The sequence below is a fragment of the Sulfitobacter sp. SK012 genome (assembly GCF_003352085.1).
Classification (GTDB): Bacteria; Pseudomonadota; Alphaproteobacteria; order Rhodobacterales; family Rhodobacteraceae; genus Sulfitobacter.
Genome location: NZ_CP025804.1, coordinates 255,542 through 279,563, shown reverse-complemented (window position 1 = coordinate 279,563; position 24,022 = coordinate 255,542). Strand labels below are relative to the sequence as shown.

Below are 24,022 nucleotides of genomic sequence, written 5' to 3'. Positions count from 1 at the left end.
TATCTCTCAAACATCCAGACCCTTTGAGAGGTAATCTCCGGTGCGTCGGTAGTGGTTCAACAAGCTTGCCGACGCGCTATCTTGGTTGTGCTGAACGGCGGCTTCAAGAATCTCATCGTGCTCTCCGGAGACATCACGACTTTGATATGTACTGCTGGTTGCCGCAAGGTACCGGTAGCGAATGTTAAGATCATAAAGCTGAGAACAATAGCGCTCGAGCATGGGCAGCCCGCTATTGGCCAGCAAGGCCATGTGGAAGGTTTTATGAGCTTCCTCAAAGACTGCTGTGTCCTTCTTTGCCGCCTTCTTCATATGGTGATGCGTCAGTACCAGCCGCTCCTCCCAAGAGGGTGACGCGTTTGCTATGGATTGACGCAGTGCAAGATCTTCTAGCGTACATCGTAACGTAAGAATTTCCTCAAAATTGGCTTTGTTCGCAGGGGCGGCACGAAAGCCACGTTGATCAATCCGCTCGACCAGCATGTCAGATGTTAGCAGACTAAGTGCCTCACGAACGGGCGATGCACCTGTCTTTAAGATTCCTCGAAGCTGTTCAATCTTCAGCTTTTGACCTGCGGGCAATTCGCCAGTTAGGATCATACCGCGCAGCGTCAAATATGCCCCCCGGGTCGCAGAGGACTCTTTACCGCCGGTGTCATCGATCAAATTCATGCTCTGCACCTCTAACCGGATTTAGGATAAACTGACAGTCTTCGTGGAGAGGCCAACCGACAAATTCAACGAGCCTTCGTTTATCATCCAACGCCGCAACGTGAAGCTGCGCGCACCGCTCTTATGCATCGGATCATTTTGCGCCAAAACACGCGCCGCCTCTAAGCTGCCGGCACGGTAGATAATCAGGCCCATGCCTTGCATATGTTCGCCGGTCTCATCGGACATCGGCCCTGCCAGAGCGAGCTGTCCAGCGGCCTCTAACTTAGCTTGATACGCAAGGTGATCAGGCAATGCCGCCTTCACATCTTGCGGTGCTTTCGCGGGGGTACTTTGCACCACATAAAGCTCTAACGCGAGCGCGCCTCGGTTTTTTGCATCTGTCTTGTAGTCTGTCCAAGCAACCATGTTGATCATCCCAAAATATCGATATTTATTGACAATGTCTATTATTGTAGGCAGAATTTCTTGAAACTGACAAGGATACAATCATGAAATATCTGGTGGGCAAGACCCCTAACGGCACCGCGGTATTCGCTGTGGACGGCAATAAAGCCGTTAATCTTACCGCGCTGAACGCGGAGATTGGCAGAGATTTGATGGGTCTTATCGCGAAGCCTGACTTGCTCGAATCGGTTACTGACCAAATCGCTGATGCAGATCATGTCGACGTATCTTCGATCACGCCAGCATTGCCCGTGGCCAAGCCCGGCACGATCATTTGCCTTGGCTTAAACTATACCGACCACATCAAAGAAGGTGGGTATGACATCCCAGACTATCCCGCACTTTTCATGCGCGGCAAGAATTCTATCATGGCAGCCGGCGCGCCTTTGGTGCGGCCCACATGTTCAGAAAACTTGGACTATGAGGCAGAGCTGATGTTCATCGTGGGCAAAGGTGGCCGTCACATTTCCGAGGCTGACGCACTTGATCATGTCTTTGGCTACACAGTGTTCAATGACGGGTCGGTGCGTGACTACCAGCGCAAAACCCACCAATGGACGCCCGGAAAAAACTTTGACAACACAGGTGCCATCGGGCCCTATGTCGTTACGCCAGACGAGATTCCAGCAGGCGCTGCCGGTCTAAAGATCGAAAGCCGTGTCGGGTCCGAGATTTTGCAATCCTCCAACACGGGCAACATGATTTGGTCTGTTGCACAGACGATTGCGACGATTTCTGAATACACCACGCTAGAGCCCGGCGACATGATCGCGATGGGTACACCCCCGGGTGTAGGCCACGCCAAAAAGCCAAAGCCGCGTTGGTTGGTACCGGGCGAGGTTGTGGACATCGAAATCGAGAATATCGGCATCTGCTCCAATCCCATCGTGGACGAGAAAGATTTTGCCGCATGAATGCCCCGACAGGTAAAGACCTCGAAATCAAACGCGCCAAAGCGCAGGAGGATCACCGCGCCTTGCGGGGGCGCATTGATCGTCTATCTAGCGATGCAATAGACCTGATCTTGCGGGATGCGCGGTCTCACTATGCATGGTCAAAGAAGCCGATTGCAGATGAGCTAGTTCAAGAACTGTACGACATCACTATCAATGGCCCAACATCGATGAACACGCTGCCTGCGCGGTTCGTTTTTGTGAAGACCCCGGAAGGCAAGGAACGTCTTGCCAAATCCCTCAAGCCTCAGAATGTCGGGAAGATGATGGGCGCGCCTATCACCGCAATTATTGCGCATGATATGGATTTCTGGAAGGAACTGCCGTTTTTGTTCCCGCACGATGACCGACGTCATCTGTTTGATGGGAACACCGCGTATTGCGAAGACACCGCTTACCGTAACGGCACGCTTCAGGGCGCATACTTCATGATTGCCGCCCGCGCGCTTGGGCTTGATGTCGGTGCGATGTCTGGTTTTTCAAATGCGATTGTCGACGAAGAGTTCTTTGCAGGAACGACACTAAAATCAAATTTTTTGTGCAACATTGGTTACGCAGATGAAACCGCGCTGTTCCAAAAACTGCCGCGCTTCGCCTTCGACCAAGTTTGCAGCTTTGCATAAATAGGGGGACCTTATGGCCATGAAAATGAAAACCGTTGTGACCTACCGAGCGACGGCGCATTGCCCAACACATTCGCGCACAGAAATTCCAGTGCGCGATTTGAATGTTGTGATCGACGAACCCGTCGAGCGCGGCGGCACAAATCTAGGGCCATCCCCAACCGAGGCCGCGATGACCGCCTTGATCGCATGCACGAACGTGATCGGTCACAAATGCGCGCACCGCTTGGGCGTGGATCTTGGTGACGTCACTATCGACGCAAACTGTCAATTCGACCGGCGCGGCGTGCTTATGCAAGAAGAGATCGACGTGCCGTTTCCCGCAATGACCCTGACGGTGAATTGCAACACACCTGCAAGCCAACAAGAGCTGACACAGGTGGGCCAAGACACCTCTAAATTCTGCGCCATTGCCAAACTGTTTGAAGCGGCAGGCACGGATCTGACGGTGAATTGGGTGAAGACAAACTAGTCAACCAACACGGGCCACATGCCCGACTTTCTGGGAGGAATGAAAATGATGAACTGGACAAGACGCAGCCTAATCGGCGCTGCGCTCGCTACGATGACGGCCCTGCCCGTCGCCGCACAGGAAAAAATCTCCGCGGTTGTGATTGATGGTTATCCCGCGCGCGCGCTTTGGGTAAAAGAGTTCACAGCCTTTTTCATCCCCGAGGTGGATCGTCGCCTTGCGGAAACCGGCAATTATCAGATGAGCTGGCAAGAAAATTACGGTGGTTCCATCGTAAAGCCCAAAGGCGTTCTGGAAGGTGTGCAGTTAGGTTTGGGCGATATCGGTATCGTCACAACCATTTTCCATTCATCCAAACTGCCAAGCCAAGGCCTCGCGTCTGTGACGCCGTTTGTGTCGACTGACGCCCGCGCCGTGGCCCGTGCCGTGGACGAAATCGCGCGCGAATTCCCTGCGATGCAGAATGAATTTACCGCCCAAAACCAAGTCTACTTGGCGACCGGCGTTGTGCTCAACAGCTACCAAGTTTTCTCAACGACCGAAGTCAGTAGCTTGGCTGATCTAGAGGGCATGAAGGTTGCAGGCGCGGGCATGAACCTGCGCTATCTTGAAGGTATCAAGGACGCGGCTGGTGTGCGTGGCGGTCTGACGGACTTTTACAACATGCTGCAAACGGGTCTTGTGGACGCGGCACAACTTTGGCCAGAAGCCGCTGCAACATTCAAAATCTCTGAGGTTGCTCCATACATGTTGCGAGCAGATCTTGGTGCCGTGAATTCAAAGACGATCACAGTGAACAAAGATTATTGGGACGGTTTGCCCGATGAGGTCAAAGGCGTTCTTCAAGCTGTGGCAATCGACTACCGGGATCATTTGGCTGGCATCGCGATGGACCGCGCTGCAGCGGCCGAAGCTGCGTATATTGCTGCTGGTGGCACCATCATCGAAGTGTCTGATGCAGACCGAGCTGCTTGGGCAGCCGCAATGCCAAACATCGCGCAAGAACTGGCAGCGACGCTGAACGACAATGGCGAAGCGGGTACTGAGATGATTGAAGCGTATCTAGGCAAGCTTGACGCCGCTGGTTTCACAGGCGTCCGCGACTGGACCCAGCCCTAACTAAACGACGACCCAAGAGAGGAGCCTGATCATGCTAAAGCCTGCTGTAACGGCCCTGTCTCGGGTCGCCAATACTCTAGCGATTGCCGCCAACGCCGCCGGAACCCTTGCGGTTCTGGGGCTGGTGGCAATCCTAAACATTGACGTTGTGGCGCGTGGGGTTTTCAACGCGCCACTCAAAGGCACCTACGAAATCGTTCAGCTTTCGGTCGTCTTTATCGTGTTCCTACAATTGGCTGATGTGGTGCGGGTTGACCGCCTGACACGCTCAGATGGCTTCTTGAACCTAATGCACCGCACCCGACCGAAATCAGCCGCGACGTTGCGCCGTATCATCAACGCAGTATCTGCGATTTTCATGGGGCTGATCGCCTACATCATGTTCCCCGAATTCCTGCATATGTGGGATACAAAAGATTATTTTGGCGTACCGGGCGTATTTACCGTTCCATGGTGGCCGATAAAACTGGTCATTGCCTCAGGCTGCGCCCTGTCGTGTGTGATCTTCGTACTCAAAGTCATCACGGCGCAGGATCGGCCAGAGCTTCTCCGCGCCCCGGAAAATGAAGAGCCGCACCCATGAGCCCGATCGAAATTGGCCTGATTTCGGTCGCCGCAATTATTTTCCTGATCTATTCAGGCATGTATATTCCCATTGCCCTTGGTTCCGTGTCTTTGGTCTCAATCTGGTTGATGCGTGACAATTTCACGTTGTCTTTGAACCTGCTGAAAGTCGCCGTAGGCGACAGCGCGATGGAATACAGCTTTGCCACGATACCGCTGTTCACCTTTATGGGGCTCATTGTGTCCAAGGCGGGATTGGGCCGCGATATCTATGAAGTCATGACCATGCGTTTCCGCAAAGTGAAAGGCGGAATTGGCATGGCGACGGTTGGCGCGAATGCCGTGTTTGCGGCGGTCACCGGGTCGTCGATTGCGTCAGCTTCTGTGTTCACCAAGGTCTCTGTTCCGCAGATGATGGCCCAAGATTACAACCCACGCTTTGCGGTTGGCGTCGTCGCAGGGTCGTCGGTCTTGGGTATGATCATTCCGCCCTCTGCGATGCTGATTATCTACTCGTTTGTAGCGGAACAATCCGTTGGCGATATGTTTCTTGCCGGGGTCATTCCAGGCATCATGCTTGCAGTGTTCTATGTCGGCGCGATTTGGTTCATGGCCCGCTACACACCCAGATTTGTCGGTGGACGCGTCGTTCAGGATACCGAGTGGATGTCACGCCGCGAAATCGCATCCAAGACACTCCCAACGGTGGGATTGATCACAGTCGTTCTTGGCGGCATCTACACAGGTTGGCTGACGGCCGTGGAAGCGGGCGCCGCCGGTGGTTTGGTCGCTCTTGTGATCGCAATGGTTCGCCGTTCGATGACGATGAAGACTTTTTGGGAAGCTTTGCTTGAAACCGGGCACATCACGGCCGCGATCCTATTTTTGATTACTGCGGCCTCCATCTACAGTCGCATGCTCGGCTTGGCAGGACTGCCAAACCAACTGCAAGACCTGTTGGCCGTCAACGAGGCATCGTTCTGGACAATTATGATCCTTTACGTGCTCTTGATGTTATTTCTCGGAACCCTGCTAGACACCGCATCGATCATTTTGATCGTGGTCCCGCTGTTTTTGCCTCTGGTCGAAGCGATGGATATGTCGCTAATTTGGTTCGGGATTATCACCGTTGTTGGCGCGGAAATTGGTCTGCTCACACCGCCGCTAGGCATATCGTGTTTTGTCATCAAATCGACGATCAATGATGACCGCATATCGCTAAAAGACGTCTTTATGGGCGCATTGCCCTTCGCCTTTGTCATGTTGATTGCGTTGTTTATCCTGATTGAATTCCCAATCCTAAGCCTCGCTCTTCTTTAAGGAAACCTGTCATGCGTAACGTCACAGCCGAAAACATTACAGACGTCTTCAAAGGGTATATGTCAAATGAGATGGACCCACGGATGCGCGAAGTCATGGGGTCTTTGGTGCAGCACCTGCATGACTTTGCCCGCGACGTAAACTTGAGCCATGAGGAATGGCGCACCGGCATCGCCTTTCTTGAGGGATGCGCTGCGATCGAAACAGAAGACCGACACGAGTTTATCTTGGCCTCCGACGTGTTGGGCCTCTCGTCCTTGGTGGACATGCTGCATTCAAACGCTGATGCGACATCATCTTCGGTTCTTGGTCCTTTCCATGTGTCAGGCGCTCCCGAATTGGCTGTTGGCGGAGACATGAAGCGACACTTTGGTGGGCCGATGTTGTTGGCCGAAGGGGTTATTCGCGACACCGACGGGAAACCAATTCCAAACGCAGAAATCGATATTTGGCAGACCGCACCAAACGGGCTTTATGCCAGCCAAGATGACGAACAGGATACGTTTTCCTTCCACGGCCTGATGACGGTTGGAGACGATGGGCGGTATGCATTCACGACGGTCAAACCCGTCGAATATACGGTTCCGACAGATGGCCCTGTAGGCGATATTTTGAATGCTTGTGGCCGGCATCCGTGGCGGCCATCACATCTACATTATATCGTCAAAGCGCCGGGCTTCAAAACTCTGGTGACCGAGGTGTTTCCAAATGATGATCCCTACCTGGATCAAGACACAGTCTTTGGCGTCCGGAATGATCTAGTTATGAAGTACGAAGAGAAACAGGCAGCTGCATTCCCAGATGGGATGGTTCTTTCGGGAAATGTGTCTGATCCGTTTCTTTACGTGAACTTTGACGTCACACTAGCAGCGGACTAAGTTTAGGCAGCCACAGTTTAGATCAGCATTGTGGATAGACTTGCGAAATAGCTCAGCAAAATCAGAACCAAAGCCACAGCCAGCAAAAAGGGCCAAAGAGCTTTTAGAATGACGCCAGGCGGCGTGTCACTCATGGAAGATGCGATATAGAGACCGATCCCAACAGGTGGCGTTAAAAGCCCAAGGACGAGGTTCAAGCAAACGACGACACCAAATTGATAGGGGCTGATATCGTAATTCCCTACGGCAATGGGCAACAGGATAGGCGTGATCAAGATAATCGCCGCGATGCCATCGATCACCATCCCAACAAGCAGCAAAGCAAGATTGACGATAAGGAAGAACACGAACGGGTCGGATGTGATCGACGTGATCAGCCCTGCAAGTTTTTGCGGCAGCTCCTCGTAGATTATGACCCAACCGAAAACGCTCGCGGCCGAGATCATGAAGATGATCATTGAAGCGTTCACAGCAGTGCGCTTGAACATCTCTCCCAAATGGCTTGGTCTTAAGTCACCGTAAACGAGCCAACCAACGACAAAAGCGATGAGGGATGCGATGGCGGCAGACTCTGTTGGGGTAGCGACGCCGAAGAGGATGCCCCCGATAATCGCCATAGGGATCAAAAGAGCTGGCAATGCCTCGAGCACAGCGCGAGTTGCGTCTTTTCGTGACATCCAGACGCCTTTTGGGAATTGCTGCTGCCAACCTACGATTGCGATCACCAAGGCAAAAGCCATCGCCAAAAGCATGCCCGGAATAATTCCGGCAATGAACATCTCTCCGATTGGGACTTGCGCCAAGACGCCAAAAATAACGAACATCATCGAAGGCGGAATGACCGGGGCGAGTAGGCCCCCGGCCGCAGTCGTGGCGGCAGCAAACCCTTTCTCGTAGCCCTCAGCTTCCATCGCAGGCACCATGGCGCGCGACATAACAGCAATCTGGGCTGTGGCTGATCCAATTATTGCGGCCATAAACATGTTGGTCAGCAAGTTTATATATGCCAATCCACCCCTGAACCCTCCGACAAAAACGCGGGCCATATTCACCAGGCGTTTGGTCATACCGCCTTCGTTCATCAACTCCCCGGTCAGCATGAACAGTGGAATCGCCAACAGGCCGTAGTTTTCCAATCCGCCAAACATCTTTTGGGCAAAGCTGTCGTAGAGGACTGTGTTTCCGCTTTCCCAGATGTACCAAACCGCCGTGATGACCAGCACGATTGCCACTGGGACAGAAAGAAACAATGCAGCCAAGAAGACGATAGGGCTCACGACTGTTCATCCCGTGGACGCGCGCCGAGCAGGTGCATTGCGGAATGCAATGTGGCGCCTAATGCAAAAAGCCACATGACAGCCCAAAAAACATACTTTGGAACGCCGAGCGTCGAAGTTGGTTCAGCGTATATGAAATTGAACGTGTTGCCTTGGAAGACCTTACTATCAAAGCCAGATCGGGCGAATTCGAGGGGCATAAACCAGCGCCAGCAAAACCATAGCATTGCCAAAGCAAAGGCAAAAACGATGATGTCGACGATTTTGATTGTCACCGCTTTGACGCGCGGCGACACTGCATCGGGCAGCAGTGTGATCGCGACAGAATTGCGGTGATGCAACGCAGCTGAGGCACCCAAGAATGTCATCCACGCCATCGCGTAGATCGCAAGCTCATCCACCCAGAACAGCGCGTTGCCCGTGTTGCGCGTGGCAACGTTGAGTAGAACAAGAAATGTAACGCAGACCGCCAAAAACGCTGCCGCCCAAAGTTCAATTCGCGCCCATGCTGCAGATACGCGGTAGAGCATCATCCGTTCTCCATAAAAAAGGGCGCGAGTTCGACCCGCGCCCTTGTCCGCAAATTAGGTTTCGTTACTTGGTTTCTGCCGCAACAGCACGCAAGCCGTCAAGCGAAGGCGCTTTTTCCGACCAAATCGCATTCCATTCGTCGATCGCACCCCCAAAGAACGTGGCATCGACTTTGGTATACGTCTTGCCCGTCCCTTCGATCTGCGCCAACCAGCCGGCTTCTTTTTCAACGTAGCTATCAATGGTGCTGTCTACGTGCTTGGCCATAAGTTCGCCAATCATCGCGCGATCTTCTTCTGACAGACCTGCCCATACTTTTGCAGAAACCAGGCCCACCATTGGGAACATCATGTGATCAGATTGAACAATCGTGTCAGCGTGATCGTAGTACTTCAGAACCCAGATCAATTCCGCGTCCATATCAATAGCATCCACTTGCCCATTTGCGAGCGCGTCATAAACGGAAGGCAATGGCATAGGCGTTGGTGCTGCGCCGATGGCGTTATAGAAATCAAGAATTGGCGTAAATGGCGTGATCCGAAGCTTCAGGCCTGCGAGATCTTCGGCACTACTTATGTCGCCACGTGATACGATCTGGCGCAAACCAGCCATGCCGTATCCAACACCAACAACGCCAACTTCGGCCGGCAATGGCTCAAGCATCGATGTCGCCTTGTCAGACCGCAGAATACGACCTGCATGCGCAATGTCATCAGCCAAATAAGGGGCATAGAAGGCGCCCAGATCAACGTAACGGTTTGAGACTTCAGCGACAGTCATGAAGGCCATATCTAATGCGCCGGTTTGCAGCTGTTGCAACATCTCGGCTTCATTCCCAAGCTGGCGTGAAGGAAAGACTGAAACGCTGTGCGCGCCGCCGCTTTTTTCGGTCAACTCATCGCCGAACGCTCCAGCTGCTTTTGTCCAGATATGTGGCGGAGGCGTAATTAAACCCAGTCGAAATTCGTCTGCCTGAGCAGTCAAAGTTGACGCAGCAACCAGTGCCACGGACCCCATGAGCTTTGCTATATGTTTCATATTCTTCCCCAGTTGTTTGTTAACTTTGATCGATCAGATGGTGACCCAACCCTCTGGCGGCTCTTTGCCAGGGTGAACCGTATTGCAATTTGCGCAGGTTCGGCTTTCTTCCGAGGCATAAAATTTCTCGTAGACTGGTGGCAAATCCCTGACGATAGACGTCAGCTGCATCTCTGCCCGGTGAACAAGTGAACCACACTCAAAACAGTACCATTCAATAGCGTCTAGATCGCCCGTCTTTCGCTTGGGCTCGACGACCAGGCCGATGGACCCTTCTTCGGGTCGCTGAGGAGAATGGCGCACATGTGGTGGCAGCAAGAAAATCTCGCCTTCCTTAATCGGCACGTCATAGAATTCGTCGCCATCATAGATCTTGAGGACCATGTTGCCCTCAAGTTGATAGAAGAACTCCTCGACCGGATCATCGTGGTAATCCGTTCGCTTGTTAGGCCCGCCCACGACGGTCACCATAAGGTCGGCGTCTTCCCAAATCTGTTGGTTCCCCACTGGCGGCTTCAGCAGATGGCGGTGCTCATCAATCCAAGTTTTGAAATTAAAGGCTCGTAATTTGGACATGGTTCTCTCCCGTTACCAAAAACTTCCGTGACTTTGCCAATAACCGCAAAGAATAAGTGGGTAATTAGCTATCCGATTTGGTTATATCATGCCTCCGCGATTATGGCTTTAAACCACAACTCTCAAACGCACTTCGGATGGCTGCTTTTTCTGTTTCATCTAGTTCCAGCATAGGACTGCGAACCCGTCCGCCAGCTTGACCCAAGAGCTCTTGCCAGTACTTTCCAAACGCCGTCGGCTTACCGGCTGGCTTAGATTGTTTCATCGCATTTCGCACAGGTTCAAGGCTATCGCGTACCTTGCGAGCCTCATCGAACTTACCTGCGAAGGCGAGCTGGGTGTATTCGTGCATTCGCATATCGTTGGCTGTTTGCAACTGATACGGCGGAGAAGAGCAAAGGTACAAACGCCAACCAAGCTCTTCGATGTTGTCCAGCCAATCATCCTCGAGAGAGGTAGAGACCTGTATTTTGTCACCAATCATATGGTGCAATTTCACATACATTTCGCGCGGGACCGAGTATTTAATCGCGACGATGTTGGGGAGCTCAGCGATCCGAGCGCATTCTTCAGGCTGCATAAGATAACCGCTGTCTGGATGGCTCCACATTGCGATACCGATATCCAACTGATCGCAAAACGTCTTGTAATATTGATACAAAACCTCACCTCGATCGTGGACAAAACTGAGCACCGGCGCATGAAGTACAATGTAATCTGCGCCGCAGTTCTGGGCGTGATGCGCGAGCTCCAAGGCCGTATCCATGTTCTGGTCAGAGACTGAAACGATGACCCCAACCTTGCCGGCGCATTCATCCACTGCGATTTCGAAATTTCGCTTGCGCTCTTCAAGGCTCATCGAAAAGAACTCGCCTTGCTTACCAGCCACGAACAATCCCTGTATCTTCAGGTCATCGATCCAGTGACGAATGTTGGACCGCAACCCAACTTCATCCAATGAAAGATCGTCATTGAACGGGTTTAAGGCCGCAGCCCAAATCCCTGTCATGTTCTCACGTGCGTAGTCTTTGGCATTATGTTTGGTATATTTCATTGAGCAAAGCCTATGTTGGAGAGCCTGTGTATCCGACGACAAGAAGGCCGGATCGTATCCGTGATGCCAACCCGAAACAGTAAAATTAGATATCACTATTATCTATATCAAAACGCGGTCAATTTCGTTTAGATCAAGATCAACGAAGGGATAGAACTATGAAAATAGGATTGATCGGTAACGGTGCGATTGCAACATACGTGCGTAACGCGTTGGAGCAACGACCCCATCAGATTGATGCAGTTCTTATGCGGCCGACACGGGTTGCCGAAAACCCGGGCCTCTATGTGGGCTCGGTTCAGGACCTACCGGATGATCTTGATTTGGTGATCGATTGTGCGGGACACGCAGCGCTTGCAGCACATGGACCAGCGGTTCTGCGGCGTGGGATCGATATGATCACGGTCTCGCTTGGTGCGTTGGCTGAACAAAATGTGTTGCAATCGCTTGAAGCGGCTGCAAATGAGGGCGGTGCCAAATTGCATTTGGCAAGCGGTGCCATTGGTGCGTTGGATTGCCTGCAAGCGGCGCGCGTTGGGCAATTGGAGCAGGTGACATATGTGGGGCGCAAACCACCAATTGGTTGGCAAGGATCACCTGCTGAACAAAAAATTGACCTGGGTTCGCTGAAGAGTGGCGCACAAATCCACTTTGAGGGAACCGCCCGCGAAGCAGCACTTGCCTATCCCAAAAATGCTAACGTGGCAGCGGCGGTTGCCCTCGCCGGTGTCGGCTTTGATAAAACACATGTTCGCCTCATCGCTGATGCTGATATCTCCTCCAATATCCATGAGATCGAGGCCACAGGTGATTTCGGCAGTTTTCGCTTTCAGATCAGTGGGCAGTCTTTACCGGACAACCCACGCAGCTCCGCCCTTGCGGCGATGAGTGTGCTCAGCAAATTGGACAATATCGCCGGGACAGTAACGCTATGATTGCCAAACAATCCCGCATCGTCGACCGCGCTTTGACACGATTGAAACTGCGACAGCTCCGTCTGCTGGTCGCTGTCGGCAGTCATGGCAACATTCAGAATGCCGCACGCGAACTGGGGATATCGCAGCCCGCTGCCACCAAGATGATACAGGACCTCGAAATCGATTTTGAGGTCAAACTTTTTACACGCACAAACCGAGGCGTTGTCCCCACTGTATTTGGCGATACGTTGATCCGGCATGGCAAGTTAATCTTCGCGCAAGTGTCCAGCGCCGCGCAAGAATTGGATGATTTGAATGAAGGTAATAGCGGACGTGTCATCGTCGGTACGCTGCTTGCCGCCTCGACCAAACTGTTGCCCGCTGCAATCACTACAGTCCTGCGTGAACGTCCCAAAGTTGCGATCAAGATTAGTGAGGGGACCAACGAAGTTCTGATGCCCGCCTTACTTTCGGGCGAGATTGATCTTGTTGTAGGAAGGCTACCTTCACACCGACATCGCAACAAATTGCTGCAGGAGAAACTCTTTGAGGACCGCGTGATCGCTGTCGTCGGCAACGACCATCCATTGGCACATGCAAAATCATTACCTTTTGAACGCATTAAACCTTTTGGTTGGATATTGCCCCCGCTTGAGACAACGTTGCGCCGGCAAGTCGACCAGTTCTTTATCAGCCAACACCAATATTCGCCCCCCTTTGCAATTGAATCGGTGTCATATCTGGCCAATAGGGCACTGCTTCAATCCAGTGACTGGATCGGTTTGATGCCCGCCGAAGTGATTCAGCAAGATGTTGAGAATGGGTACTTATCGGTGCTGGATTGGGATGTCCCATTTGGTCAAAGCCCCATCGGACTGACGTACCGCAGCGACAACAGCCTCTCACCTGCTGGGCATGCCTTCAAAGACGCGCTGCACAGGGCAGTGAAGGATAGATAGCCTCTGGTATTCTTGAAATTGATACCAGTATTCCTCCAATTCACTTGAAGTAACATCCAACATTGCATGATCTGATGCAGCCATATGAAGGAGCGCTCGTCCCATGTACCCTGAGTTAAAGTTATTTATTGCAGGCGAATGGCGGACGACGCGCCGCGACATGGCAGTCGTAAACCCTGCGACCGAACAAGAGCTTGGGCGTCTGCCTTGTGCCGAACAGAGCGACCTCGATGATGCATTAGATGCCGCCGAGAGAGGCTTTCGTCTTTGGAGCCGCACATCTCCGCGTGATCGCTCCGACACAATTCTGAGGGCCGCAGCTCTAATGCGAGAGCGCCAAGAGGAGATTGCGCGATCCATTACGTTAGAGCATGGAAAACCGCTCACTCAGGCGCGTATGGAAGTTATCCGGGGCGCTGAGTTCTTTGAGTGGGACGCTGGTGAGGCGATGCGAACCTATGGTCGGGTCATTCCCGCAGCACAAGGGCATAAATTCACCGTCCATCATCAACCCATCGGTGTTGTTGCGGCTTTTTCACCTTGGAATTTCCCGATGAGCCAGCCTGCCCGAAAGATCGCAGGCGCACTCGCATCAGGATGCTCGATTATCCTTAAGGCTGCTGAAGAAACGCCCGCTGGAGCCGTCCATATCGCGCGTGCTTTTGCCGATGCGGGTCTGCCAGCCGGTGTTCTCAATTTGGTGTTTGGTGACCCGGCGGAGATTTCCAGCCATCTGATCCCACAAGAGCCTGTCAGGCTTGTGGCTTTCACGGGCTCAACACCAGTCGGCCGCCATCTAACGACACTCGCATCCCAACATATGACGTCCGTTCTCATGGAGCTTGGCGGTCATGCGCCGGTCATCGTCTGCGAAGATACGGACGTCAGAGCGGCAGCCACCTCTGGTGCCATTCGCAAGATGCGCAACGCCGGTCAGGTCTGTACCTCACCGACGCGGTTCTTTGTGAACGACGCCATCTTTGAAACCTTCACTGAGACATTCGTTACGCGGGCGGCAAAGACCGTCGTTGGCAATGGAATGGATACCGGCATCGAAATGGGTCCACTTGCAAATGACCGCCGCATTCCTGCTCTTACCGCGCTTGTCGAGGACGCTCGCTCTAAGGGGGCGATCGTTGCGACCGGTGGCGCGCGTCATGGCGACACTGGATATTTCTTCCAACCGACAGTGCTTGTGAACGTTCCCGATGACGCGCGTATCATGCAAGAAGAACCCTTCGGTCCAATCGCCGTGATCAACTCAGTTACGTCCCTGGATGACGCAATCACGCAGGCGAATTCGGTTCCCTACGGCCTTGCGGGATATGCATTCACAAATCAAGCGGATTACATTGATCGCATGATTGATGAGGTTGAGGTCGGCAACCTTTCGATAAACACACTCGAAGCTTCTATGCCCGAGACACCTTTCGGTGGGGTCAAATCCAGTGGGTATGGCCGCGAGGGCGGGTCCGAAGGCTTGGACAACTACATGACCATCAAGAACGTGTGGCATTCGTCCAATATCGTATGACCGTCAGAGTTTGAATCCCAAGGAAACTTTGCGAAATTTCCACCGTGCCCTGTAAAGATGGCCGTTACAGATCAACCTTCTTTCACGATCTTTAACGCAACCTGTTCAAAGACGGGTGGACACCTAAAAAAAGTGCAGCCCGTCTAGGCTATGAAGAAGCAATGGTTCCGGCTCATTAAAACGGTCACCTCAACTTCACCTAGACAGGTCGTAGGAATTCACTGGCTCCGATCAAGGTTTCAGGTTCTATGTCTACCCAGGAGGCCCCCATGACAGATCATCAAACCACCCATCAAGCCGAAGAAGATGCCCGTAACGACGGGATACTCATTTACGTCGACGGACAGTTGAAGCCCAAGGCCGAGGCCACTGTTTCCGTCTATGACAGCGGCTTCATGCTTGGCGACGGCGTATGGGAGGGTTTGCGCCTCTACAATGGCACATGGGCGTTTGTGGAGGAGCATATCGACCGCTTGTTCGAAGCGGCCAAAGCCATCGATCTTGACATAGGTATGGGCCGCGCTGGCGTGATGGCTGCATTGGAACAAACGCGTGAAGCCAACGGTATGCTGACCGACGCACACGCACGCTTGATGGTCACGCGCGGCGTTAAGCATCGGCCATTCCAGCACCCTGCATTGTCGCGGTCTGGCCCAACTTTCGTGATCATCATGGAACATTCACAGCCAAAACTACCCCGTCCAATCCGGCTCGCCACCGTTCCACATCTGCGCGGTTTGCCAATGACCCAAGACCCTAAACTTAATTCGCACAGCAAGCTGAACTGTATCCTAGCATGCATCGCTGCCGAGAAAGCTGGCGCTGACGAGGCACTGATGCTGGACCTTCATGGCTTCGTGAACACCACCAATGCATGCAACTTCTTTGTGGTGAAAAAGGGAGCTGTTTGGACCTCTACGGGGGATTACTGCATGAACGGAATCACCCGTCAAAAAGTTATCGATCTTTGCCACACCAATGGCATCCCGTGTTTTGAACGGAACTTCTCGTTGGTTGATACATACTCTGCCGATGAAGCGTTCTTAACCGGCACCTTCGGAGCACAAACTCCTGTATCGGAAATCGACGGACGTACGATTGGCACAGGCGAGCTTGGCCCTGTCACTACCCGTCTTCGCGCCCTCTACAAGGACCTCGTCGAAAGTGTCACTGCATGAAAATCGCCATGTGGTCCGGCCCGCGCAACCTGTCGACAGCGATGATGTACAGTTTCGGAAATCGCCCCGATTTTGAAGCGATGGACGAACCTTTTTATGCGCCGTACCTAATGGCTTCTGGTATCACCCATCCTATGCGTGCGCAGATCGTGACCGCGCATGAAACCGACCCCGACAAGGTAGCCGCCGCTTGTGCAGCAGCACCCGCTCAGCACCGCTATATGAAACACATGCCCCATCACATGCTGGATGGCATTCCGTTGGAATGGGCGAAAAATTGCATCAACATCCACCTGATCCGCCATCCGGCCCGCGTTATCGCCAGCTACACCGCTAAACGCGAGAACCCAACACTGGAAGACATTGGCTACGCGCAGCAGACCGCACTGTACGAGAAGATAGGTGGCTTGGTCATCGACAGCCACGACATCCGCGAGAACCCCGAAGCTGCCTTGCGTTCTCTGTGTAATGCGATCGACCTGCCATTCCTTGATACCATGTTGGAATGGCCAACAGGACCCAAGCCCTTTGATGGTGTTTGGGCGTCCCATTGGTACGGAGCCGTCCACCATTCTACCGGTTTTGCCGGACCTGAAGGCGCACGACCACAGCTCGAGGGTGCAGCCTCAGCCTTGTGCAAAAAAGCACTGCCGCACTACGAATTCCTCAAAGCACGTAAGCTGTCGATTGGTGTTGCCGGTGCTCTTGGCCAAAAATAGTAGGTTTGATCTGCAAAATCAGGGCCGCCTTAAGTTTTGTGCGGAAGGTGCGTCGTCTGGTAGTTGCTCCGCTCAGAACAGGTGAGTGCGTTGAATGAAGCGTGACAAGCCCACCTTCTAGAAGACGCACAGAAGCAATTCCCCACCAGCCTATGGGTGGGGCAAAGGGCCAATTCCGGTTTCAGAAAAATTTCGTGATAATAGCTGCGCCAGATTGGCGCAGCTATTTGTTTGCGTCGCGACCTATTCGGCGGCTTCTGCGTAGTCGGACATGGGCGGGCAAGTGCAAACGAGGTTGCGGTCACCATAAGCATTGTCCACTCGGTTAACCGGTGCCCAATATTTATCCATGTGCAACGATCCCGGAGGGAAGCAGGCCTGTTCGCGGCTATAAGGCCGATCCCAGTCACCCACCAGATCGCGCACCGTATGGGGTGCATTCTTCAGTGGATTGTTTTCGGGATCAATCTTGCCGTCGATAATGTCCTGCGCCTCACCTCGGATAGACAACATTGCTTCACAGAAGCGATCCAGCTCTGCCTTGGGTTCGGATTCTGTGGGTTCAACCATCAGCGTTCCAGACACTGGCCAGGACATAGTGGGCGCATGAAAGCCGCTGTCGATTAGACGTTTGGCAACATCATCCACGCTGACATGACCCGCTTCATCAAGCGGTCGGGTGTCGAGAATGCACTCATGCGCCACGCGACCAGTCTCAGACGTATACAAGATGTTGTAACTGTCCTTCAGGCGCGCCGCGATATAGTTCGCGTTCAAGATTGCCACCTTAGTTGCCTGCGTTAGGCCTGCCCCACCCATCAGCAAGACGTATGCCCAGCTAACCGGCAAGATCGACGGGGACCCAAACGGTGCTGCCGATACTGGTCCAACATCTGTGCCGTATTCCGGATGCCCGGGCAGATGCTCTATCAAGTGTGCTTTTACGCCGATCGGGCCCATGCCCGGACCGCCACCACCATGAGGAATGCAAAAAGTCTTATGCAAGTTCAGGTGACTTACGTCGCCGCCAATGTCACCCGGACGCGACAGGCCGACCATCGCATTCATGTTGGCACCGTCGATATAGACCTGACCGCCGTGATCATGCGTGATCTGGCAAATTTCTTGCACAGTTGTCTCAAAAACACCGTGAGTGGACGGGTACGTGATCATACACGCCGCAAGATCAGCCGAGTGCTTTTCAGCTTTTTCGCGGAAATCGGCAACATCAATGTTACCCTTATCATCGGCTTTGATGGGGACCACTTTATAACCCACCATCTGCGCCGACGCTGGGTTCGTACCATGCGCAGAGGTCGGGATAAGGCAGATGTTGCGATGTGCCTCGCCACGTGCCGCGTGATAGCCACGAATGGTCAAAAGGCCGGCATATTCGCCCTGTGCACCCGAATTCGGCTGCTGACTGATGGCGTCATACCCAGTGATCTGACACAATTTGTCGTTCAGATCATCAATCATCTCATGATAACCCAACGCCTGATCCTTGGGGACAAAGGGGTGCAGATTGCTAAACTCGGGCCACGTAACGGGGATCATTTCGATGGTCGCATTCAGCTTCATCGTGCAGGAACCCAGCGGGATCATCGCCCGATCAAGTGCAAGATCACGATCTGCCAAACGCCGCATATAGCGGGTGATTTCCGCCTCGGCCCGGTTCAGGTGGAAAATCGGATGCGTCAGATATTCACTTTCGCGCAACGCGTGATTTGGCAAACGGTATTCCCGATTGGCCTTGGAATCGTCCTTCATATTGCCACCAAACGCAGCCCAGACAGCTTCGATGGTTTCAGGACGGGTCTGCTCATCCAAAGAGATACCAACTTTGGAGTTACCAACCTTGCGCAGGTTGATCCCGTTTTCCACGGCAGCATTCAAGATGACCCCCTGCAGGGCGCCAACTTCTACCGTGATCGTATCAAAAAAGACCTCGGGCTGCACATCAAAGCCAAGGCTTTCAAGACCTTTCGCCAGCCGCGATGTCTTGCGGTGCACCGATTGCGCGATTGCTTTGATACCATCGGCACCGTGGTAGACCGCATACATCGACGCGATGACAGCCAGCAGTGCTTGGGCAGTACAAACGTTCGAGTTGGCCTTTTCACGGCGGATATGTTGCTCCCGAGTTTGCAAGGACAAGCGGTAAGCTTTGTTGCCGCGCGCATCGATGGACACACCAATGATACGGCCCGGCATCCCACGCTTGTAGGCGTCTTTGGTGGCCATATAGGCAGCGTGCGGACCGCCGTATCCCATTGGAACCCCAAATCGTTGGGTTGATCCGATAGCAATATCAGCGCCCATTTCACCGGGGCTCTTCAGCAGGGCCAACGCGAGCGGATCGGCCGCGACAACAGCCAGCGCTTTGCTCTCATGCAAGCTGGCGATGGCATCCGTGAAGTCCCGCACATGGCCGTGTGTGCCAGGGTACTGAAAAATTGCCCCGAACACAGCACTTGCGTCCAGATCATTCGGACAGCCTACGATCACATTGATGCCCAAAGGCTCAGCCCGTGTCCGCATGACAGCGATGTTCTGCGGGTGGCAATTTTCATCAATAAAGAAGCTGTCCGACTTGGATTTCGCGGACCGCTTTGCCATCGTCATTGCCTCGGCGGCCGCAGTGGATTCGTCAAGAAGCGAAGCGTTTGCGATATCCAAACCGGTCAAATCTGAAACCATGGTTTGGAAGTTCAATAGCGCCTCAAGCCGGCCTTGCGAAATCTCGGGCTGATACGGCGTGTAGGCTGTATACCAAGCTGGGTTTTCCAGAATATTGCGCAAGATCGGAGCCGGTGTTGTGGTACCGTGATACCCTTGGCCAATCAACGAAGTCAGAACTTTGTTCTTCTCAGCAATCTGCTTCATATGAAAAAGCGCGTCGCGCTCTGTCATTGCAGGGCCCCAATCCAGCGGCTCCTTTTGACGGATCGCAGGTGGTACGGTCGCGTCAATAAGCTCGTCCAGAGTCTTAAAACCGATCACTTTGAGCATCTCAGCCATCTCTTTTACAGAGGGGCCAATGTGACGGCGATTTGCGAAGTCATAGGCTTCGTAATCGGTGAGTTGAAAGGACATTTCTGAGTTCCTTGTGTCAAATTCCAAAAGCGGCAGTGGCTCCGCAAGCCAGTACCGCTGGATGGTCAGGGGTGGAGGCTTGCTTTAGCCGATCAAGGCTTTGTAGCCGTCCAGGTCCATCAGGTCTTCGAGCTGTGCCTTATCAGCAAGCTTAACCTTATAGATCCAAGCGTCGCCCTCAGGGTTTTCGTTCAAGGAACCCGGTGCATCTTCAAGTGTACCGTTGGCCTCAACGACTTCGCCATCAACCGGCGCGTATATTTCCGAGGCCGCCTTGACGGATTCGATAACACCGATCTCATCGCCTTTTTCAAAATCATCGCCGACGTCTTTTTGTTCAACAAAGACAATCTCGCCCAGCTGATCTGCAGCATGCTGGGTGATTCCGATAGTGGCGATGTCGCCGTCGACTGTGATCCATTCATGGTCATCAGAATAATAAGTGGTCATTTTTTAGTCTCCGAAATTAGCGTTTGTAGTTTTGCTTTACGAACGGCAGCGATACGATTTCAGCAGGCTGAGCCTTGCCACGAATGATGAGGTTTACCTTCTCGCCCGGTACAGCATGGGCCGTCGAAACGTAACCCATAGCAACCGGCGCCCCAACTGTAGGGCCAAAGCCGCCCGAGGTGATGGCGCCAATCGTATTTCCATCGACACACTGCACCTCAACACCTTGGCGCGCAGGCGCGCGGCCTTCGGGTTTGATGCCCACTAATTTCTTTTCGGCACCTTCTGAGAGCTCTCGTTGAATGCGTGCAGCTCCAGGGAAGCCACCCTCTTCACGGCGACGTTTCTGCATCGCCCAATTGAGGGAAGCTTCGACAGGTGATGTCGAATTGTCGATGTCATTGCCATAGAGGCACAGACCAGCCTCAAGCCGCAAACTGTCGCGCGCGCCAAGGCCCGAGGGCGCACAATCGTCATCTGCGAGGAATGCTCTTGCTACCTTTTCGGCATCACCCTCAGGTATCGAAATCTCATACCCGTCTTCGCCGGTGTAGCCCAACCGTGAGATGCGGCATTCGACTCCAACAATATCAGCCAGTGTGGATTCCATGAATTTCAATTCGCGCGCCGCAGGGCAAAGCTCGCCCACGACATCTTCGGCCTTGGGGCCCTGCACCGCAACCAATGCGCGATCAAAGATCTCAATGACTTCGATACCGTCGAGGTGTTTGGCCATATGCGGAATATCTTGGTGGCGCAGCGCTGCGTTGACCACCACAAACATATGGTCACCTGCATTCGTCACGATCAGGTCGTCCATGATCCCACCATCTTCATTTGTGAAGAAAGTATAGCGCGCCTTGCCTTCAGGCAGTGTCGTGAACGCCGACGGGGCAATGCTCTCCAGCTTTTCTGCAACGCCTTCACCGCGCAGAATCACCTGCCCCATATGGCTCACGTCAAACAGCCCAGCTTTTTCACGGCATTGGGCATGTTCGCCCATGATGCCCATTGGGTATTGAACGGGCATTTCCCAACCGGCAAAATCGACCATTTTGCCACCAAGTTCCACATGCAGATCATATAGGACAGTGCGTTTTGGCGCGTCAGCCATTGGTAGCTCCTTTTTTTGGTTCAGTTACGAACACCCGTCACGGTGCAATGCGTATCTCGCATGACGCAGCTGAGGTTAGGAGCAATTTCATAGTTTGGGAAGCCTTCCTAGCTCGATGCTATGAAGGCTCAATCAAAACCCCGTTATTGGCAGTTTCAGAACTTTCCGGTCGAGGCGGCATTTTTTGATGTGCCAGGAAAATTATCCGCTCCTGCAGAGGCCAAACCCAATCAACAGGCAGCAAGAGAAGCGCAGTCTACCTTCCTTTTTTCGGCATATAGCAACGCCATACAAACCGAGAGGAATGGGTGGAAATCTGGGAAGCTAACTTGACGGGGGTACGTTCAGGCTGGCCGGGACAACGTCTTGACGCCAAACGGTGAGAATACCGGGCGCCATTTTGATGGCAAATCTGGAACGCTCACCCGAAAGGTGTAGCCTCTTCAATACATGAGCCGTTCCATCGAAACCGCCTCTAGCGAGGATTTTGGACCTCTGCTTGAGATGCCGCTGGCAACGTCCGGCACGCACCGGAGTCAATTTTCTCAAAACGATTGAGCAAGCTATTTTCCTTCAGCTTGCCGTCCGTAGTCTTCGGCATCAAACCAACCGCGCGACGCTTTTACCTTAAGGTCTTCACCAATCTCCCACTCTTCCCAGCCTCGAATATTGAGCGGGTTGCCAGTGGCCGCATCGTGTCCTGTGAATGTCCAAACGAAAATCACATGGTTCCCAGCGCAGCGCACATCATCGCAGGTAAGCGTCAGATCAGGAACATCCGCATAAAACCCCGCAGCCATGTCCTGAACGCGAGATCGACCACTCCATGGGTCACCATTGTTGATAATAATTCCACCATCCTTTGCGTAAAAGGAAGCTACAGCCTCAGCGGATTTAGAGTTCCAAGCGGCTGTGTAATCTGCCGCGATCTTGGCCACTGCCCGTGCATCAATCATTGCATCGCCTTTCCAAATTGTAATGCCAATAACATGACACACCGCCGTTCGCTGTCTAGGTTGGAATGACAATGTCAGTTGGTGGGGGCCGCGCGAACAGGTTGTTATTTGGTCCTACAGGAAGTCCAAAAAAACCTGCGTGTCCATTGCTTGTGTATCACAATCGCTTTGTAAGCCGAGGAAGGCCCAATCAGATTTTCAGTTTTGAGTAGTATTTCTTAAACAAGGCGGGCAAAAAAAAGGCGACCCTCAGGCCGCCTGTTTCATGTCGCATATGTGCCGTTTTAGTTTGACGCGGGGGCCCCAGGGCCAACGGAAACTAGATACGCCCAGACGTTCTGTGCATCCGCTTCCTTCTTAATCTTGAGTGACATTTTGGATTTGGCCTTTTTGTCATCCAAATAGGTCGCCAAGAATTTCTTTGGGTCTGCGACATAGGACACAAAATCCGCCTCGTTCCACATTAGACCCTTTTCGCCAGCCTCAACGATCGAGCCGCCAAATTTGAAACCATCAAACGTACCGGCAACCCGGTCGTAGACACCGTAAAGGTTCGGGCCAGTCCGGCCGCCCTTTTGAATTTTGGTCCCGTCATCGGCTATGATCGAGTGGCAAGCCTTACATTTCTTAAAAACCTTTTCGCCTGCTGCTGCGTCTCCCGATGCGTGGCCATCGGCAAAAACAGGGGCCGCCAGCATCGCAAACGCCACTGTCGTGATGGAAAGTCGATTCATGTGATTACTCCTCACTTGTATGACACGAACTTAGTGTGGGGCACTGGCGAGTAAAGGTACCATCACGCAAATGACGTCATTGTGCATGACCTTTCCAACCGCCGCCTTTTTCCCGATCAAGAAAAAGTAACTTTGCCATTAGTCGCCCATCTTTCGAGCCCTAAGTTGGCAAAAGCTGGGGCAAAACACCCCCTTGGTATATTTGAAATCGGGAATAGAACCTTGCTCACCTGACCAGACTCGTGTCACAGACGCGCGTCTGAAATGTTCGATATCGAGGCCCCCTTGCACACAATCATGATCCCCGCCTGGATTGACGGCATCTTACAGCCTGTTGAGAAACTGGCTGCGCATAAACGCGGCTTGCGGCATATGGCGGTCTCAGTGTTCTTGATGGAGGGCGACCGAATTCTGCTTCAGCAACGCGCTTTGGGAAAATACCACACTCCAGGTCTTTGGGCGAATACATGCTGCACCCATCCAGATTGGCACGAAGACCCTAGCGTTTGCGCGACACGCAGGCTTGGCGAAGAACTGGGGATCAAGGGCCTGCAGCCAACCCACGTGGGGCAAGTCGAATACCGCGCAGATGTAGGCGGTGGACTGATCGAACATGAAGTGGTTGAAGTCTTTGTCGCACAGGTCGATGGCGCGCTGCCCTTGTCGCCCAACCCCGACGAAGTGATGAACACGCGCTGGGTTTCACACAACGATTTGATGGCGGAAATCCAAGCAACACCAGAGGATTTCACGCCCTGGCTCCGGATCTACCTCGGCCAACACGGCGCAATGATCTTTAGCGATTGAACCGAGTATTATCGCTCGCCGCGTCACATGGGCA

Annotated in this window: 25 protein-coding genes; 13 read left to right on the top strand and 12 right to left on the bottom strand. The window is 53.1% G+C overall.

The features are described from left to right. Nucleotides 1-6 precede the first annotated feature (6 nt). Together C1J03_RS01320 and C1J03_RS01315 are read right to left on the bottom strand one after the other, a co-directional pair. A complete protein-coding gene (locus C1J03_RS01320) occupies nt 7-672 on the bottom strand; it encodes a GntR family transcriptional regulator (RefSeq protein WP_114882934.1) in 666 nt (221 codons plus the stop codon). A 21-nt stretch (nt 673-693) separates the two neighbouring features. Beyond that, complete coding sequence (locus tag C1J03_RS01315; RefSeq protein WP_114888789.1) at nt 694-1,080, bottom strand: YciI family protein; 387 nt, start codon at nt 1,078-1,080, stop codon at nt 694-696. 83 nt (nt 1,081-1,163) lie between these two features. Between C1J03_RS01315 and C1J03_RS01310 the strand changes: the two genes are divergently transcribed. The 7 genes from C1J03_RS01310 to C1J03_RS01280 are packed head-to-tail and all read left to right on the top strand — an operon-like array spanning nt 1,164 to nt 7,048. Further along, nucleotides 1,164-2,033: a fumarylacetoacetate hydrolase family protein gene (locus C1J03_RS01310; RefSeq protein WP_114882932.1), complete on the top strand. Its 870-nt coding sequence runs from the start codon at nt 1,164-1,166 to the stop codon at nt 2,031-2,033. Then, entirely contained in the window at nt 2,030-2,695 is a 666-nt protein-coding gene (locus C1J03_RS01305) for a malonic semialdehyde reductase (RefSeq protein ID WP_114882930.1), read from the top strand. Before C1J03_RS01310 ends, C1J03_RS01305 begins: the two co-directional genes overlap by 4 nt. A 13-nt stretch (nt 2,696-2,708) precedes the next feature. Further along, the gene (locus C1J03_RS01300) at nt 2,709-3,167 is read left to right on the top strand and encodes an OsmC family protein (RefSeq protein ID WP_254694154.1); all 459 of its coding nucleotides are present in this window, start codon (nt 2,709-2,711) and stop codon (nt 3,165-3,167) included. 45 nt (nt 3,168-3,212) lie between these two features. Next, nucleotides 3,213-4,286 (top strand): C4-dicarboxylate TRAP transporter substrate-binding protein, encoded by a 1,074-nt coding sequence (locus tag C1J03_RS01295; protein ID WP_114888787.1) that lies wholly within the window; start codon nt 3,213-3,215, stop codon nt 4,284-4,286. A gap of 31 nt (nt 4,287-4,317) precedes the next feature. Further along, a complete protein-coding gene (locus C1J03_RS01290) occupies nt 4,318-4,869 on the top strand; it encodes a TRAP transporter small permease subunit (protein ID WP_114882928.1) in 552 nt (183 codons plus the stop codon). Further along, the gene (locus C1J03_RS01285; RefSeq protein WP_114882926.1) at nt 4,866-6,170 is read left to right on the top strand and encodes a TRAP transporter large permease; all 1,305 of its coding nucleotides are present in this window, start codon (nt 4,866-4,868) and stop codon (nt 6,168-6,170) included. Before C1J03_RS01290 ends, C1J03_RS01285 begins: the two co-directional genes overlap by 4 nt. A gap of 11 nt (nt 6,171-6,181) precedes the next feature. Beyond that, nucleotides 6,182-7,048, top strand: coding sequence for a dioxygenase family protein (locus tag C1J03_RS01280; RefSeq protein WP_114882924.1), 867 nt, complete (start codon nt 6,182-6,184; stop codon nt 7,046-7,048). Between the two features lie 17 nt (nt 7,049-7,065). On the opposite strand, the gene C1J03_RS01275 is transcribed toward C1J03_RS01280, so the two are convergent. From C1J03_RS01275 to C1J03_RS01255, 5 genes are all read right to left on the bottom strand, one after another. Continuing rightward, a complete protein-coding gene (locus C1J03_RS01275; RefSeq protein WP_114882923.1) occupies nt 7,066-8,325 on the bottom strand; it encodes a TRAP transporter large permease in 1,260 nt (419 codons plus the stop codon). Beyond that, the gene (locus C1J03_RS01270; RefSeq protein WP_368073916.1) at nt 8,322-8,858 is read right to left on the bottom strand and encodes a TRAP transporter small permease; all 537 of its coding nucleotides are present in this window, start codon (nt 8,856-8,858) and stop codon (nt 8,322-8,324) included. The genes C1J03_RS01275 and C1J03_RS01270 overlap by 4 nt, the downstream gene beginning before the upstream one ends. 61 nt (nt 8,859-8,919) lie before the next feature. Continuing rightward, entirely contained in the window at nt 8,920-9,894 is a 975-nt protein-coding gene (locus C1J03_RS01265; RefSeq protein ID WP_114882921.1) for a TRAP transporter substrate-binding protein, read from the bottom strand. A 33-nt stretch (nt 9,895-9,927) separates the two neighbouring features. Further along, nucleotides 9,928-10,470 (bottom strand): 3-hydroxyanthranilate 3,4-dioxygenase, encoded by a 543-nt coding sequence (locus tag C1J03_RS01260; RefSeq protein WP_114882919.1) that lies wholly within the window; start codon nt 10,468-10,470, stop codon nt 9,928-9,930. A 100-nt stretch (nt 10,471-10,570) separates the two neighbouring features. Continuing rightward, the gene (locus C1J03_RS01255) at nt 10,571-11,524 is read right to left on the bottom strand and encodes a dihydrodipicolinate synthase family protein (protein ID WP_114882917.1); all 954 of its coding nucleotides are present in this window, start codon (nt 11,522-11,524) and stop codon (nt 10,571-10,573) included. Between the two features lie 158 nt (nt 11,525-11,682). On the opposite strand from C1J03_RS01255, the gene C1J03_RS01250 reads away from it, so the two are divergent. The 5 genes from C1J03_RS01250 to C1J03_RS01230 all read left to right on the top strand — a co-directional run bounded on the left by C1J03_RS01250 (nt 11,683) and on the right by C1J03_RS01230 (nt 16,831). Next, complete coding sequence (locus C1J03_RS01250) at nt 11,683-12,459, top strand: aspartate dehydrogenase (RefSeq protein ID WP_114882915.1); 777 nt, start codon at nt 11,683-11,685, stop codon at nt 12,457-12,459. Further along, complete coding sequence (locus C1J03_RS01245) at nt 12,456-13,400, top strand: LysR substrate-binding domain-containing protein (protein ID WP_114882913.1); 945 nt, start codon at nt 12,456-12,458, stop codon at nt 13,398-13,400. The genes C1J03_RS01250 and C1J03_RS01245 overlap by 4 nt, the downstream gene beginning before the upstream one ends. Before the next feature lie 103 nt (nt 13,401-13,503). Beyond that, nucleotides 13,504-14,934 (top strand): NAD-dependent succinate-semialdehyde dehydrogenase, encoded by a 1,431-nt coding sequence (locus C1J03_RS01240; protein ID WP_114882911.1) that lies wholly within the window; start codon nt 13,504-13,506, stop codon nt 14,932-14,934. A gap of 269 nt (nt 14,935-15,203) precedes the next feature. Next, on the top strand, nt 15,204-16,112 hold the full coding sequence (locus C1J03_RS01235) for a D-amino acid aminotransferase (protein ID WP_114882909.1): 909 nt from the start codon (nt 15,204-15,206) through the stop codon (nt 16,110-16,112). Next, on the top strand, nt 16,109-16,831 hold the full coding sequence (locus C1J03_RS01230; protein ID WP_114882907.1) for an HAD family hydrolase: 723 nt from the start codon (nt 16,109-16,111) through the stop codon (nt 16,829-16,831). Before C1J03_RS01235 ends, C1J03_RS01230 begins: the two co-directional genes overlap by 4 nt. 243 nt (nt 16,832-17,074) lie before the next feature. Here the strand turns inward: C1J03_RS01230 and gcvP are convergent, their stop codons facing one another. The 5 genes from gcvP to C1J03_RS01200 form a co-directional block, all read right to left on the bottom strand. Further along, nucleotides 17,075-19,927, bottom strand: a complete 2,853-nt coding sequence (gcvP, locus tag C1J03_RS01225) for an aminomethyl-transferring glycine dehydrogenase (RefSeq protein WP_114882905.1) — start codon at nt 19,925-19,927, stop codon at nt 17,075-17,077. A gap of 84 nt (nt 19,928-20,011) precedes the next feature. Further along, entirely contained in the window at nt 20,012-20,377 is a 366-nt protein-coding gene (gene gcvH, locus C1J03_RS01220) for a glycine cleavage system protein GcvH (RefSeq protein ID WP_114882903.1), read from the bottom strand. 16 nt (nt 20,378-20,393) lie between these two features. Beyond that, nucleotides 20,394-21,491, bottom strand: a complete 1,098-nt coding sequence (gene gcvT / locus C1J03_RS01215; RefSeq protein ID WP_114882901.1) for a glycine cleavage system aminomethyltransferase GcvT — start codon at nt 21,489-21,491, stop codon at nt 20,394-20,396. Between the two features lie 563 nt (nt 21,492-22,054). Continuing rightward, nucleotides 22,055-22,447, bottom strand: a complete 393-nt coding sequence (locus C1J03_RS01205) for a nuclear transport factor 2 family protein (protein WP_114882896.1) — start codon at nt 22,445-22,447, stop codon at nt 22,055-22,057. Between the two features lie 284 nt (nt 22,448-22,731). Further along, the gene (locus C1J03_RS01200; RefSeq protein WP_114882894.1) at nt 22,732-23,181 is read right to left on the bottom strand and encodes a c-type cytochrome; all 450 of its coding nucleotides are present in this window, start codon (nt 23,179-23,181) and stop codon (nt 22,732-22,734) included. Between the two features lie 264 nt (nt 23,182-23,445). On the opposite strand from C1J03_RS01200, the gene idi reads away from it, so the two are divergent. Beyond that, the gene (gene idi, locus C1J03_RS01195; protein WP_254694153.1) at nt 23,446-23,988 is read left to right on the top strand and encodes an isopentenyl-diphosphate Delta-isomerase; all 543 of its coding nucleotides are present in this window, start codon (nt 23,446-23,448) and stop codon (nt 23,986-23,988) included. Nucleotides 23,989-24,022 lie beyond the last annotated feature (34 nt).